Source organism: Nocardioides marmoriginsengisoli (assembly GCF_003725695.1).
GTDB lineage: Bacteria > Actinomycetota > Actinomycetes > Propionibacteriales > Nocardioidaceae > Marmoricola > Marmoricola marmoriginsengisoli.
In genome coordinates this window covers 5,701-18,528 of the sequence record NZ_RJSE01000008.1, presented here as the reverse complement: position 1 = coordinate 18,528, position 12,828 = coordinate 5,701, and the positions used below count along the sequence as shown (strand labels likewise).

Annotated in this window: 15 protein-coding genes; 12 read left to right on the top strand and 3 right to left on the bottom strand. The window is 70.4% G+C overall.

Translation table 11 applies throughout. The annotated features are described in order from the left end of the window. Window positions 1–83: 83 nt before the first annotated feature. Window positions 84–3,323, bottom strand: coding sequence for an ATP-dependent helicase (locus tag EFK50_RS16655; RefSeq protein ID WP_123228732.1), 3,240 nt, complete (start codon window positions 3,321–3,323; stop codon window positions 84–86). Then, the gene (locus EFK50_RS22875) at window positions 3,320–6,502 is read right to left on the bottom strand and encodes an ATP-dependent helicase (RefSeq protein ID WP_123228731.1); all 3,183 of its coding nucleotides are present in this window, start codon (window positions 6,500–6,502) and stop codon (window positions 3,320–3,322) included. Before EFK50_RS22875 ends, EFK50_RS16655 begins: the two co-directional genes overlap by 4 nt. A gap of 301 nt (window positions 6,503–6,803) precedes the next feature. Here EFK50_RS22875 and EFK50_RS16645 point away from each other — a divergent pair, with 301 nt between their 5' ends. Continuing rightward, on the top strand, window positions 6,804–8,084 hold the full coding sequence (locus EFK50_RS16645; protein WP_123228730.1) for a tyrosine-type recombinase/integrase: 1,281 nt from the start codon (window positions 6,804–6,806) through the stop codon (window positions 8,082–8,084). A 235-nt stretch (window positions 8,085–8,319) separates the two neighbouring features. On the opposite strand, the gene EFK50_RS21930 is transcribed toward EFK50_RS16645, so the two are convergent. Continuing rightward, the gene (locus EFK50_RS21930; protein WP_148046211.1) at window positions 8,320–8,847 is read right to left on the bottom strand and encodes a hypothetical protein; all 528 of its coding nucleotides are present in this window, start codon (window positions 8,845–8,847) and stop codon (window positions 8,320–8,322) included. 163 nt (window positions 8,848–9,010) lie between these two features. Here EFK50_RS21930 and EFK50_RS16640 point away from each other — a divergent pair, with 163 nt between their 5' ends. The 11 genes from EFK50_RS16640 to EFK50_RS22290 all read left to right on the top strand — a co-directional run. Further along, window positions 9,011–9,295 carry a helix-turn-helix domain-containing protein gene (locus EFK50_RS16640; protein ID WP_123228729.1) on the top strand — a complete coding sequence of 95 codons (285 nt, stop codon included), beginning with the start codon at window positions 9,011–9,013 and terminating at the stop codon, window positions 9,293–9,295. Next, window positions 9,295–9,492, top strand: a complete 198-nt coding sequence (locus EFK50_RS16635) for a helix-turn-helix domain-containing protein (RefSeq protein ID WP_123228728.1) — start codon at window positions 9,295–9,297, stop codon at window positions 9,490–9,492. The genes EFK50_RS16640 and EFK50_RS16635 overlap by 1 nt, the downstream gene beginning before the upstream one ends. Then, window positions 9,489–10,070 (top strand): GIY-YIG nuclease family protein, encoded by a 582-nt coding sequence (locus tag EFK50_RS21925; RefSeq protein ID WP_148046210.1) that lies wholly within the window; start codon window positions 9,489–9,491, stop codon window positions 10,068–10,070. The genes EFK50_RS16635 and EFK50_RS21925 overlap by 4 nt, the downstream gene beginning before the upstream one ends. Then, complete coding sequence (locus EFK50_RS21920; RefSeq protein ID WP_148046209.1) at window positions 10,067–10,435, top strand: hypothetical protein; 369 nt, start codon at window positions 10,067–10,069, stop codon at window positions 10,433–10,435. Before EFK50_RS21925 ends, EFK50_RS21920 begins: the two co-directional genes overlap by 4 nt. Next, window positions 10,432–10,803 carry a hypothetical protein gene (locus tag EFK50_RS16620; protein WP_123228725.1) on the top strand — a complete coding sequence of 124 codons (372 nt, stop codon included), beginning with the start codon at window positions 10,432–10,434 and terminating at the stop codon, window positions 10,801–10,803. The genes EFK50_RS21920 and EFK50_RS16620 overlap by 4 nt, the downstream gene beginning before the upstream one ends. Before the next feature lie 219 nt (window positions 10,804–11,022). Then, window positions 11,023–11,175: a hypothetical protein gene (locus EFK50_RS22310; RefSeq protein WP_183407888.1), complete on the top strand. Its 153-nt coding sequence runs from the start codon at window positions 11,023–11,025 to the stop codon at window positions 11,173–11,175. Then, window positions 11,175–11,465, top strand: a complete 291-nt coding sequence (locus EFK50_RS16615; protein WP_123228724.1) for a hypothetical protein — start codon at window positions 11,175–11,177, stop codon at window positions 11,463–11,465. Before EFK50_RS22310 ends, EFK50_RS16615 begins: the two co-directional genes overlap by 1 nt. Further along, on the top strand, window positions 11,462–11,821 hold the full coding sequence (locus tag EFK50_RS22305; RefSeq protein WP_183407887.1) for a hypothetical protein: 360 nt from the start codon (window positions 11,462–11,464) through the stop codon (window positions 11,819–11,821). Before EFK50_RS16615 ends, EFK50_RS22305 begins: the two co-directional genes overlap by 4 nt. After that, window positions 11,818–11,970: a hypothetical protein gene (locus EFK50_RS22300; RefSeq protein ID WP_183407886.1), complete on the top strand. Its 153-nt coding sequence runs from the start codon at window positions 11,818–11,820 to the stop codon at window positions 11,968–11,970. The genes EFK50_RS22305 and EFK50_RS22300 overlap by 4 nt, the downstream gene beginning before the upstream one ends. Beyond that, window positions 11,967–12,308, top strand: coding sequence for a LexA family protein (locus tag EFK50_RS22295; protein WP_183407885.1), 342 nt, complete (start codon window positions 11,967–11,969; stop codon window positions 12,306–12,308). Before EFK50_RS22300 ends, EFK50_RS22295 begins: the two co-directional genes overlap by 4 nt. Next, window positions 12,305–12,828, top strand: a 524-nt coding sequence (locus EFK50_RS22290; RefSeq protein WP_221177454.1) for a hypothetical protein, incomplete at its 3' end; no start/stop codon positions are given. The genes EFK50_RS22295 and EFK50_RS22290, both read left to right, overlap by 4 nt.

Genomic DNA, 12,828 nt, shown 5'->3' with positions numbered 1-12,828 from the left:
TTATTGCGGTCCGGACGGGTCTCGGTGACAGGGCTAGCCCGGAGGTCCCGGGGTGTGACGAATCCGTTCCGAACGGCGCTGTTCTACCCCTCCGGAGCGACCCGTACGGCGGCCTCGAGCCCGTCCCGCCCGGGCAGCTCGGACGGCTCGACCACGGTGCCGGTGCGCACGAAGACGAAGGCCGCGCGCACGTCCTCGAGCGGCACGCCCTGGAGCTCCGCCCAGGCGAGCCGGTAGAGCGCCAGCTGGAGCGGATCGGCCTGCGGCCTGCGGCCGGTCTTCCAGTCGATCACCAGCCAGCGCGCCGGTCCGGGGCCGGGCTCGGCGTACACGGCGTCGATCCGGCCGCGCACCACCTGGCCGCCGAGGACCAGCGCGAACGGCGCCTCGGTCGCGTGCGGCACCCGGTCGGCGAACTCCCCGGCCTCGAACGCGGTCACCACGGCCTCGAAGTCGGCGTCGTCCTCGATCCCGACATCGGCCCGGCCGGGCAGGTCGTCGGGGTCGAGCATGTGCTGCTGACCGAAGCGCTGCTCGACCCAGGCGTGGAACCGGGTGCCGAAACGGGCCGCGCGGGACGGCATCCGCGGCATCGGCCGGGCCAGGTTCCCGACGAAGCCCTCGGCGTCCTCGACCAGTCGCGCCACCGAGGTCGCCGACAGGCTGGACGGCATCGGCACCTCGATCGTCGAGGACCGGTCGGCCCGGGCCTCAGCGAGAAGCCGTTCGAGCTCGCCGTCCCACTCGGCCACCCGGGTCGCCTCGAGCACGTCCAGCTCCGGGTCGGTCCGGTCCGACTCCCGCGCGGCCGCGACCGCGGCGGCCGCGGCGATCCGCAGCTCGACCTCGTGGGAGGTCCCGGACACCGGCCAGGCCTTCCGCTGCCCCAGCCCGGCGTACGGATGAGGCGTCTTGGCGGGCGGCCGCTCGAACCACGAGTCCGGCGCCTGCCCCCAGCGGGTCATGCAGTCCCGCACGGTGCCCTGGTACGGCGAGGGGCCGAACGGCGTCGGCCGCACCCCCCACAGGTACGACGAGACCCAGAGCGTGTGCCGGGCCCGGGTGAACGCGACGTAGCCGAGGCGCAGCTCCTCCTCGCCGTCCTTGGCCTTGGACGCCGCCCGGAACTCCTCGAGCGCCGCCCGGTCGTGCCCGCGCAGCTGGGCCAGGTCGCGGGCGTCGCCGCGCAACGGGTTCGGCAGCACCGAGGGGCTGCTGGTCCACAGCGTCCGCGAGGTCGTCGTCGGGAACCGGCCCTCGCCGACCCCGACCAGGAAGACGACGTCCCACTCGAGCCCCTTGGCCCGGTGCACGGTGAGCAGCTTGACCGAGTCGGCCCGGGTCGGGGTGGCGACGTCGAGTCCGGTGCCGAGCTCGTCCTCGGCGTTCAGGTAGGCGAGCAGCGCGGCCAGGCTGACGCCGCCGTCGACGGCCTGGAACTCGGCGACCGCCTTCACGAAGAGATCCAGGTTGTCCCGGCGGGCGCTCGCCGCGGGACTGACCGCGGCGGCGAGCTCGATGTCGATCCCGCAGGCGTCGATGATCCGCCGGACCAGGTCGAGCAGCGGCTCGTGCACGTGGCCGCGCAGGTAGCGCAGCTCACCGGAGAGCAAGCCGAAGCGGGCCTGCGCCTCGGCCGAGTAGAGCGCCGGCCCCGGGTCGTCGAGCGCGTCGGAGAGCGACGGGATCTCGGTCGGGTCGTTGCCCTCGACTGCCTGGCCCAGCTCGACGACGACGTCCTCGGGCCGGTCCGGCTTCCGGGATCCGGCGATCTCGGCGGCGCGCCGGCCCAGCAGGGCCAGGTCGCGCGGCCCGATCGCCCACCGCGGCCCGGCCAGCAGGGTCAGCAGGGCGTCGTTGGCCGACAGGTCGCTGAGCAGCCGCAGGGTCGCGACCACCTCGGCCACCTCCGGCAGCCGGAGCAGCCCGTTGAGGCCGACGATCTCGACCGGAACCTCGGCACGGCTCAGCACGTCGAAGACCTCGGCCGCGTGCGCGTTGTCCCGGACCAGAACCCCGATCTCGGACCAGAGCGGCTCGGCCATCGCGGCGTGCGCGGCCAGGACGTTCTCGGCCAGCCAGCCGAGCTCCTCGCTGGTGTGCTCGTGCACCAGCGCCCGCACCTCGCCCGGGGCGGCATCCGGCTTCGCCCGCAGCGGCTGGACCCCGGCCGTGACGGCGTACAGCGGACGGGCGAGCTCGTTGGCGACCTCGAGGATCCGCTCGTCGGAGCGCCGGTTCGTCAGCAGCGGGTACGACGGCACGGCACCCCCGGACGCGGCCGCCGGGAAGTCCTCGTCGAAGTGCACGATGTTCGAGACCGAGGCACCGCGCCACCCGTAGATCGCCTGGTTCGGGTCACCGACCGCCATCACCGGATGTCCGCGGCCGTGCGCCGGGTCGTCGCCGGAGAACAGCCGGCCGAGCATCGTCGCCTGGGCCACCGAGGTGTCCTGGTACTCGTCGAGGAGCACCACCCCGAACTTCTCCCGCTCCAGCCGGGAGACCTCGGGCTGCTCGATCGCCAGCCGCGCCGAGAGCGCGATCTGGTCGGAGAAGTCCATCACCCCGTAGCGGAGCTTGGCGGCCCGGTAGTCGGCGACCAGGCCGAGCAGCTCGCGGCGCCGGTCGATCGCCGCGACCGCCTTCGCCGGCGCCTCGACGTAGGTCTTCCGGCCCGCTCCGGCGCGCTCCTCCTCGACCGCGGCGAGGAACCCGGTCCGGGCCTCGTCGTCGAACGCGAGCACCTCCTCGGCGGTGACCAGGTGCTCGCTCATCGCGCTGTCCAGGGAGAGCAGGTACTGGATCACCGTCTCGGGGTGGTCGCTGAGCTGGTCGATCCGGCCCCGGTGCCGGTCCACCACCTGGGCGGCGAGCTGGTAGCGGGACGCGTCCGCGAGCACCCGGGTGTCCGGCTCGTGCCCGATCCTCAGGCCGTGCTCGGTGAGCAGCGACGAGGCGTAGGCGTTGTAGGTGGCGACCGTCGGCTCCGGCGTGTCCGGGTCCTCGAGCAGGCCCGCGGTGAGCATCGCCCGGCGGATCCGGGTGCGCAGCTCGGCGGCGGCCTTGGTGGTGAAGGTCAGGCCGAGCACCTCGCCGGGCAGGACCCGACCGGTCGCCACCAGGTAGATCACCCGGGCGGCCATCAAGGTGGTCTTCCCGGACCCGGCGCCGGCGATGATCACGGCCGGGGCCAGCGGCGCCGAGATCGCCGCCCACTGCTCCTCGCTGACCGGGAACGGGGCCTGCATCACCCGCTGGAGCTCGCCGGGGTCGCGGATCTCCTGGTACGTCCGCGCGTCGCCGGTCGGTGCCGTGCTCATCGGTCGAACACCGTCCCCGAGCCCTTGACCGGGCAGATGCTCTGGAAGTCGCAGTACCGGCAGTGGTCACCGGAGCTGGCGGTGAACTCCTCGGCGCGGATCATCCCGGCGACCTCGGTCAGCCGTTCCTCGATGCCGGTGTGGCCGGCGTCGTCGGCCGCCTGGGTCTGCACCTTGGCGGCGGGCGTGGTGCTGGCCCGCAGCTGCACCAGCTCGGCACCGGCGCAGGACACGTCCCCGGCGACGTCGGCGAAGGCACCGTGGTTGGCGGCGTACTGGTAGAGGCCGAGCTGGATGTGCTCCTTGACCCCGGGACCGGTCGGCGCGTACTTCCCGGTCTTCAGGTCGACGACGACCAGCCGGCCGTCCGCGTCCACCTCGAGCCGGTCGGCGAACCCGCGCAGCTCCACCCGCTCGCCGTCGGGCAGGTCGATCCGGGTGACGAAGCGCTGCTCGGTCGAGACCAGCGTCCGGCCGCGGACGCCGAGGTGCCAGTCGACGAACCGGGACAGGCCGAGCCGGACGGCGTCGTGCTCACGCCCCTTGGCCCACGGGGTCCGGAAGTCGATCTGGTCCCAGACCTGGTCGACGTAGGCCATCAGCGCGTCCTGGTCACCGGGCTCCGCCGGCAGCTCGCCGCGGCCGATCCGGTCGGCCAGCGCGTGCACGATCAGGCCGACGCCCTGGGCGCTGGTCGAGTACGTCGTCCCGCCGGCCTCCTTCTCCAGGAACCACTTGGCGCCGCACTGGTCGATCGACTCCAGGTCGCTGGCGGAGAGCCGCAGCGGCGCATCCGGGTCGCGGATCGGCGCCGGGGCCCGCGACGGCGCCCGGGTGCCCCACCAGCGCGCCGGGTCGGCCTGCGGCACCAGCGGCCGCTCGCCGATGCGCTCGTCGGCGAGCGCGGCCAGCCGGATCGCGGCCGCGGCCCGCAACGGCTCCGAGGTCGCGGGGTCGGCGACCGTTCGCCGCAGGTCCGCCACCAGGCCGGCCAGCGACAGCGGCCGGTCCGGACGGCCGACGCTCGCGACCGGCTCGACACCGAGCTCGCGCAGGAACCGGGACGGCTGGTCGCCGTCGTCCTCGGGCGACGCGACCGCGGTGACGACCAGGCGGCGCCGGGCCCGGGTGCAGGCGACGTAGAAGAGCCGGCGCTCCTCGGCGAGCATCGCGGAGGTGGTGATCGGGTCGAGCAGCTCGCCGGCCGCGAGCCGGTCCGCCTCGAGCAGGCTGAACCGTCGGCGCAGGTCCGGCCAGGTCTGCTCCTGGACCGACGCGACGACGACCAGGTCCCACTCCAGCCCCTTGGACCGGTGCGCGGTGAGCAGCCGGACCCCCTCGCCGCGCACGCCCCGGTCGGCCAGGGTGTCGCCGGGGATCTCCTGGGCGATCAGGGTGTCCAGGAAGCTCTGCACGCTGGTGTGCACGCGGTGCCCCTCGGCCCGGGCGGCCGCCTCGAACAGGGCGCAGACGGCGTCGAGGTCACGGTGCGCGAGCCGGGCCGCGGCTCCCCCGCCGGCGCAGGCGCGGCGCAGCCGTTCCGGCCAGCCGGTCCCGGACCAGAGCGTCCAGAGCACCTCGTCGGCGGTGGCTCCGGCAGCGAGCTCGGCACGCGCCGCGGCCAGCAGCCCGGTCAGTGCCCGGACCCGCTCGACGCCCGGATCGCCGGCCGCCACCAGGTCCGGGTCCAGGACTGCCGCGCGCAGCAGCTCCGCGGACGAGCGCGGCGACCGGCCGTCGGCCTCGGCCTCCGCCTTCTCCCGGGTCCGCAGCGCCCGGGCCAGCCGGCGTACCTCGATCGCGTCCAGCCCGCCCAACGGCGACTGCAGCAGACCGACGGCGCGATCGTCGGTGTCCCCCGCGGCCACGATCCGGAGCGCGTCGAGCAGCGGTTGCAGGGCCGGCTCGCGGACCAGCGGGGTGTCGTCGGAGGCCACGTCCACCGGCACCCCGGCACCGGCCAGCGAGCGCCGCAGGGCCGGCAGGCTGGTCCGGCCCGATCGCACCAGGACGGCCATCTGCGACCAGGGCACCTCGTCCTCCAGGTGCGCCCGCCGCAGCAGGTCGGCGATGTGCTCGGTCTCGGCACGCGCGGTGTCGTGGGTCCGGACCTCCACCAGGCCGGCCGGGGTGCCCGGGTCGGTGGCCGGCGTCCGGAAGGCCTGGAAGGTTGCCAGGTCGATCGACCCCGACATCGCGATCGAGGAGGCGATCCGGTGGGTGGCCGTCGCCATCCGGGTGCCGAAGCGGCGGGTGGTGCGGAGCGCGACCACCTCCGCCTTGCTGCCGTCCGACTGCGGGAACGCCGCCGGGAAGTCGAGGATGCCGCGCACGTCGGCGCCACGGAACCCGTAGATGGACTGGTCGGGGTCGCCGACGACGACCAGGTCGCGGCCGTCCCCGGCCAGGGCGCGGAGCAGCGCGACCTGGGCCGGGTCGGTGTCCTGGTACTCGTCGACGAAGACGTACCGGTACTGCGCCCGCAGCTCGTCGCGGTGCTCGCGCGCGACCAGGACCGCCCGGCTGATCAGGTCGGCGTAGTCGATCGCGCTCTCGTTGTCGAGGACCTCCAGGTACTGCTCGAGGAACCAGCCGGCCGCGACCAGTGCGGGCCGGTCCTCGGTCTCGCCGAGCCGGCGCAGGTCCTCGCTCTCGAGGCCGCGCTCCCGGGCCCGGGCGAGCGCGTTCTGCACCTCGCGGGCGAACCCGCGGGTGCCGACGGCGGCCCGGAACCCGTCCGGCCAGCGGACCGACTCCGGTGCGTCGGTGAGCAGCTGCTGGAGGACGACGTCCTGCTCCGGGGCGGAGAGCAGCCGCAGCGGCTCGGCGTACAGGTCCGGCGGCGCGAACCGGCGGACGAGTCCGTAGGCGAAGGAGTGGAAGGTGGCGCTGATGGTGGCCGAGGTGGTGCGCTCGATCCGCGCACTGATCCGGTCGCGGAGCTGCTCGGCGGCCTTGCGGCTGAAGGTCAGCGCCAGCACCGATCCCGGGTCCGCGCCCCGGGTCTCGATCCGGTCGACGATCGCCTCGACCAGGGTGGTGGTCTTGCCGGTCCCCGGTCCGGCCAGCACCAGCAGCGGCCCGCCCGGGTGGTCGACCACGCGCTGCTGGTCGGGGTCCAACGTCGGCGGCCGGCCGGGGCTCCCCGGCACGGCCAGGCGGTACGTCGGGGTGGTCACGAGAGCAACTCAACCATCACGGCCCGACACCAGGAGCGTCCCGGGTGCCCACCCGCGCGACGCGGCTGCCGGGTCGTGAAATGGGTGAAGGCCCCGTCCAAGTATGAGTTAAACGGACAGGGGTGCGCAGCGATGCTCAGAAGCCAAACACCCAGTGTTTCCGAGGGATAGTGGTGCATTGAGGTGCAAGGCGGCGTGCGTGCCTTGCTCCCCGCGTTGCTCCCCACGGTGTCGGCACTTGTGCGTACATTGACGCAATCGAAGTACCCGGAGCGAACACGAACAGACAGGGGAGCACCAGATGCCGACCAAGAAACGCACCAGCGGCGAGGGATCGATCTACCAACGCCACGATCGCGGGTGCCCGGCAACGGTCGACGGCCCCCTCAACGAGAGGACTGGCAAGCCGACTCAGGTGCGCCCTGTCCACAAGTGCACGGGCCCCTGGGTCGGCGTTCTGGTAACCGGCTACAGGGACGGCAAGCCAGTCCGAAAGAAGGTCAGCGCGACCACCCGATCAGCGGCCGCCGCGAAACTCGACGAGCTGAAGGTACGACACAAGGGCAACGATCTGCCTGAAGGAAGACTGCTAACCGTCGAGGCGTGGCTCACGCACTGGCTCACGCAGATCGTTCCCCGGAAGGCCAAGCCGAAAACGATCGTGGCCTACACCACCGTTGTCGACGGCTACCTGATCCCGCTGCTGGGGCATCACCGAATCGACCGCCTGACGCCGGAGCACATCGACGACGCCTGGGACCACCTGCTCGAGTACGGAAACCCGACCCTGCCGGAATCCAAACGGATCCCGCTCTCCCCGAACTCAGTTCATCACGCACACCGCGTCCTGGCCCGTGCGCTCAAGGTCGCCCTGCAGCGCAAGAAGGTCAAGACCAATGTCGCCGGATCAGACTCGATGGATGCTCCGCCGCTCGTCGAGTCCGAGATCGAGCCCATCCCCGATGAGGACGTGACCAAGATTCTTGCCGCCGCTGCCGACGATCCGTACGGTGCACGCTGGTCAGTCGCGCTCTCCCTTGGCCTGCGACCCGGCGAGGCGCTGGGACTTCGCTGGGAGAACGTCGATCTGGCCGCTGGGGTTCTCCTGGTCAAGGAACAGCTGCAGCGACAGGCCGGCAAGGGACTCGTGCTCACGGCGCCGAAGTCGGCCAGCGGCGTCCGGTCAATGGTGCTGCCAAAAACGATGCTGACCGCCCTCAAAGCCCACAAGAAGCTGCAGTCCCAGGCACGTCTCGCCGCCGGCGACCAGTGGCACGACAGCGGCCTCGTCTTCACACTCCCGAACGGCAAAGGCGTCGACAGCAAGGTTGACGGCGAACGCTGGCATCGCCTGCTCGACAAGGCCGAAGTGAAGCAGCGCCGTCTGTACGATGCGCGCCACTCGGCCGCGACTCTGATGCTTGCCCAGGGCGTCGAGCTCCGTGTGGCGATGGCCCTGCTCGGTCACAGCCAAGTCTCGGTGACGATGAAGTACCAGCATGCCGTCGACAAGCTGAAGCACGACGCAGCCGAGAAGATGGAAGCCGGCATGTGGGGGCAGGCGAAGCCCACAAAGCAATAGGCCGGTTGGAGGTTTCCACCAAGGGCCAAGATCCCTGAGGCGGAGGACCATCGTCCCGATCTGGACACCACCGGCCGCGAAACCCGGCATCATTCCTTGATGGAGCAGTTTGCGGTCCTGATGATTCTCGGAGTCCGGGTCCGGGAGGTGCATGACCTGGCCGAGGGATCCGTTTACTTCGCCGCGGCAAACCTTCTACTGATTGACGATCAACTCGACCAAGCAGCCCGCGAGCTCATCTGCCGTCGGGTTCTCGGTCTGGTTCAGGTGTGATCACCTCACCTGCGAGTTCGACTGTGGCCACCTCCGACTCCGAGGAGTCTGAACTAGAACCACCAGGCGCCTGCACCGCCGCCTTCACGACCTCATTGACGATCGCCGCCATCGCAGCAGGGTCGTCTAACAACGCCTTCAAGACGGCGGCTTCTATCGCGGCCCGAAGTGTTTCTGCGAGGCCGTCAACCAAGGAATCGGCACGCTCGGTCACCGCCGCCTGTGACTCGTGACGAACCTTCGAGCTTGGGACCGGGCTCGGATCGCCGCCGTCGAGAATTCGATCAACAGACCCAGGCTCCCATTCCAGGGCGGCCTCAAGTTTCTCCTTGGTTGAACTGCTTGGCGACGGCGGCTCGCCAGATTCGATGTCGCCGAGCTTTGTGCTTGAGGGGCCTCGCCGCTTCTTCCAGACGTCCATCTGACTGAGCCGCAGTTCGCGTCGCCTGGCTTTAACTTCGCGGCCTAGGCGCTCTAGGTCTTCGGTCATGCCCTCACCTTGGCAAAAAAACTTGGCAATGTTGCTCGACGTTGGCAAACCCTACCGTCGTAATTCGGCCACCAAACTACTGACATCAGTGTAGTTCCGCAGGTCAGGCAAGTTTGCCAAAGTCTTGCTTGACTTGCTCGCCACTTTGCCATTCACTAGCAACATGGCTAGCAAGCGCCCCGGACGGAGCCACTTTGTCTCCCTCAAGGACCTCCGTATTGCGTCAGGCAAGAAGCAGACCGAGATCTGTGACTTCGTCACCCAGTACCTCGACCTTCCCCTCGGGGATCGCTTCACCGAAGGCTCCCTTTCCCTCATCGAGAACGGCAAACGTGGGGCGTCGCAGAAGTACCTGACCGCGATCGCGGCCGCGTACGGACTGCCCGCAGGTGCGATCAACTCCGACTACGAGCCCCAGGACCGGCGCGTGCGGGGAGAGGTGGCCTAGTGCCCCGCGCGATCCCGACCGTCCAGAGGCGTCTCCTCGGCTACCCCGAGGTCGCGACGTACCTCGGCATCAGCGTCCGAGCGGCCAAGGAGCTAGCCCACGAAGGCAAGTTGCTCAAGGTGCTCATAGGTCACCGCGTCTTGTTCGACGTCGTCGACGTTGACCACTTCATCGAGCAGATCAAGCGGGCGTCATGAGGACGCGCCGCCGGGAGCCTCTCGCTGAACGCAATGCCCGCCTGGAGGCGCAGCACGCCCGCCTCGCAGTCGCGCCCCACTATGTCTACCGTGCGTTCGACGAGTTCGGCGTCCTGCTCTACATCGGCTGCACGGTCGACATCCACTCGCGCCTGAACGCACACCGGGGATCCTCTCCCTGGCGGCGATTCATGGCTCGCTTCGAGACCGAGCCCTTCGCCGGCCTCGCGGCTGCACGAGCCGCCGAGTCGGCCGCCATCTTGGCCGAGGTCCCTCTCTTCAACTCAACCTCGGCAGACATCGCTCGTACCCAGGCAAACCGGAACGAGGCGCGGCGGCGACTCGGGGACATCGGCATCTACTCGCCCCAGTTTGACGTCAATGACTCCAATGTCGAGACCTTCGCCGAGTCGGATGAGTGGGCGACCTACTGCGCCGAGTCCAGTGCTTACCAAGACCTTGTCAACGACGTCCGGGCCGAACTCAAGGCTGGCGACTGCCCATACCTCACTCCCGAGGACCGGCTCGCGCTGTACATGGAGATCCGTACTGGCATGCAGAGTGCGGTCGCCGCATGACGACGATCGAGAACGCGACGGTGACGTCGGAGTCGACGCAGCTGGTCCTGGACTTCGCGCCGATGGTGACCCCGGCCTACGAACCCGAGGCATCGATCCAGGCCCGGTACGAGGCGTGGCGGGACGCGAACCCGTGGGTGCTGCAGAAGCTCGCCCAGCTCCTCGATGACTGGTCGCGGCACGGGAGCAAGCGCGTCGGGGTGAAGGCCGCCGCGGAGTGGCTCCGGATGGAGTACGCGCACCACCTGCAGTCGCAGGACTTCGCGGTGAACAACTCCTACACCTCCCGGCTGGCCCGGGACCTGATCAAGGCGTACCCGCACCTCGCGGCCGTCATCGAGACACGAGAGCTGAGGGTCGCATGAGCTCGCCGAGGTGGGACCGGCTCGTCGAGGCACTGGCAGCAGCCGGCGTGGACACGAAGGTCGACGAGAAGCCGTACGCCGAGTCCGTCCGCGGCCGGGTCCAGAACGGGGTGTCCCGGTCGATCACGATCCTCCGCGAGGACACGGGCCCGGTCACGATCAACGACACCTGGGCCCCGCGGGCGCCGGACACCTGGAACGGGTGGCAGGTCTGGGCCGAGGACGCCGACGGGATCGCGACGTTCAACAGCGTCCGGACCAAGGCCCGCTCCACGGTCGTGCTCCAGGTCCTCGGCTGCCTCACCGACCACCCGCAACGCCACCCGCAGCGGGCGCGTGCGCAGGCCGAGCCGGAGCTCGTGACCTAACCCCCTTGTTCTTCGCGCCGCACCCGAGGTCGGCAACGGCGCGAACTGTCCGCAGCAGCCGCTTCCCACGAGGCAGGTCGCGGACAGCCGGGACGAGAACCGGGTGAGGCGACCTCCCTCGCCCATCTCGTCCCGGCACCAGACCAGCACCAAGAAGAAAGCCCCGCTCAGGCAGGCACGCCAATGAGCGGGGCGTCACGAAGACAAGGAGATCCTCCCATGGAGCACAGCACCATCACCCTGGACGACCCGCAGATCGTTCGTGATCTCGCCCACCACAACCAGGTCCCCCTCCTCGAACAGGACGGGACCCTGGCCGCCGAGTACCGCGGCCTCGTCTACCTCGCCCCGACCGGGACGGCGGCCGCGTGATGGCCACCAAGAGCCTGGTCCCGTTCTCGCCGGTCCCGACGCACCACGTCGAGATCCGGCGCAAAGGCCACCCGGCCGTCGACGACGGCCCCTGGTCAGAGAGCACCTTCATCGCCTCTCCGATGGCCGAGCTCTGGGAGAGCAACTACCGGTCGGCCGCACTCCAGCTGGTGTTCGGCCACGACGAGAAGGCCCGCTACCTCGCCCGCCTCGGCATGGACCTCGAGGATGCCTACCTCTCCCGCTCCTTCGAAGAGCACCGGACCGAGAAGGCGACGGTGCCGGCATGAGGGTCTGGGGCATCGCGTTCCTCGGAACCGTCGTCGGCGGCGTCACCCTCCCCGACCCGCTGAAGTGGTGGCCCCTGGCTATCGTCGCCGTCGCGGGAGCGATCACCCTGGCCACGACGTACGCCGATCGCCGCGAACGCGTCGAGGCAGCCCAGGCCGCTGACACCCAGAAGACCCTGGACTACCTGGCCGGGATCCGGGCGGCGATCGATGACGTCGACGCTGAGTGGGACCAGATCATGGGTGCGATCGGTGAGGGCCAGCCCCTCACCGCGTGCGCCGACCGCCGCCCCGCCCGGCTCCACCTCGTCACGCCGCGGGTCCCGGCGATGCGGACTCCGGGGAGTGCGTCGTGACGATTCCGCCCTCCCTGGCCCGCGCCATGATGATCGGCGCCGTTGTCGGCATCGTCTGCGGGATCCTCCGCGTCGGGAAACCCGAAGCGATTGTCGTACTGATCGGCGTCCTGTTGATCGTGATGATCGTCGAGGACGGCCCCAGGTGACCGACCCGCTCACCGCCCGGCAGGCACAGATCCTGGAGTTCCTCCGGACCTTCATCACCACCAACGGGTACCCGCCGTCCCTGCGGCAGGTCTGCGCCGGCGTCGGGCTGAAGTCGACCGCGACGGTCTCGCGGCAGCTCTTCGAGCTCCAGGCGAAGGGCCACATCCACCGTGAGCCGACCCAGCCCCGGGCGCTGGTCGTCCTCGCCCCCGACGAGCAGCCCGCACCTGACCGGCCGGTTCCGCCGCGTCCACTCTGCGTCGTTCCTGACGACACCAGCACCGTCCCGCCAGCACCCCGCACTCTCGCCACCAACCCTGAAGGAGACCCAGCATGACCACGACCCAGATCAACCCGGAGAAGCTCGCGCTCCTCGACCAGATCACCCTCGACAACGGCAGCCACAAGAACTTCGAAGAGGGCCACTGCGCGATGGAGGTCGTGTCCTGGCTCGCTGACGAGGGCTTCACCGACGGCCCCGTCTGCGCCTCGGTCGTGCTCCGCCGCTACGTCATCGAGCTCAACGACCGTTGGGGCACCGAGAAGCGGCAGTCGCTGAAGCCCTACCTGATCCGGATGATCGGGACCGGTTCCGACGGCAAGGACGAGATCCGCGCCCAGATCGCGATGCGTGCCCTTCTCGAGGACCTCCTCGCGCCGTGGTTCCGGCTCGCCGGGATGACGGCCGAGGCCGAGGAGACTGCGGCGCTGGTCGATGCTCCCCGGGATGTGCAGGTCGAGGCGATCCGTCGTTGGCGGGAGGCTGCCTGGGCGGTGCGTCAGGAGCGGTTCGACTCGCTCCGCGAGCTCTACAAGGCCGCGATCCTCGCGAAGTTCAAGGAGAAGGGCGTGGACGC

Bases quoted from the DNA above. Each gene is read 5' to 3' on its own strand.
- EFK50_RS21920 (WP_148046209.1), top strand. From the start codon at position 10,067: ATGACGACGATCGAGAACGCGACGGTGACGTCGGAGTCGACGCAGCTG.
- EFK50_RS16640 (WP_123228729.1), top strand. From the start codon at position 9,011: ATGGCTAGCAAGCGCCCCGGACGGAGCCACTTTGTCTCCCTCAAGGAC.
- EFK50_RS21925 (WP_148046210.1), top strand. From the start codon at position 9,489: ATGAGGACGCGCCGCCGGGAGCCTCTCGCTGAACGCAATGCCCGCCTG.
- EFK50_RS16655 (WP_123228732.1), bottom strand. From the start codon at position 3,323: ATGAGCACGGCACCGACCGGCGACGCGCGGACGTACCAGGAGATCCGC.
- EFK50_RS16645 (WP_123228730.1), top strand. From the start codon at position 6,804: ATGCCGACCAAGAAACGCACCAGCGGCGAGGGATCGATCTACCAACGC.
- EFK50_RS16615 (WP_123228724.1), top strand. From the start codon at position 11,175: ATGGCCACCAAGAGCCTGGTCCCGTTCTCGCCGGTCCCGACGCACCAC.
- EFK50_RS22310 (WP_183407888.1), top strand. From the start codon at position 11,023: ATGGAGCACAGCACCATCACCCTGGACGACCCGCAGATCGTTCGTGAT.
- EFK50_RS16620 (WP_123228725.1), top strand. From the start codon at position 10,432: ATGAGCTCGCCGAGGTGGGACCGGCTCGTCGAGGCACTGGCAGCAGCC.
- EFK50_RS21930 (WP_148046211.1), bottom strand. From the start codon at position 8,847: ATGACCGAAGACCTAGAGCGCCTAGGCCGCGAAGTTAAAGCCAGGCGA.
- EFK50_RS22305 (WP_183407887.1), top strand. From the start codon at position 11,462: ATGAGGGTCTGGGGCATCGCGTTCCTCGGAACCGTCGTCGGCGGCGTC.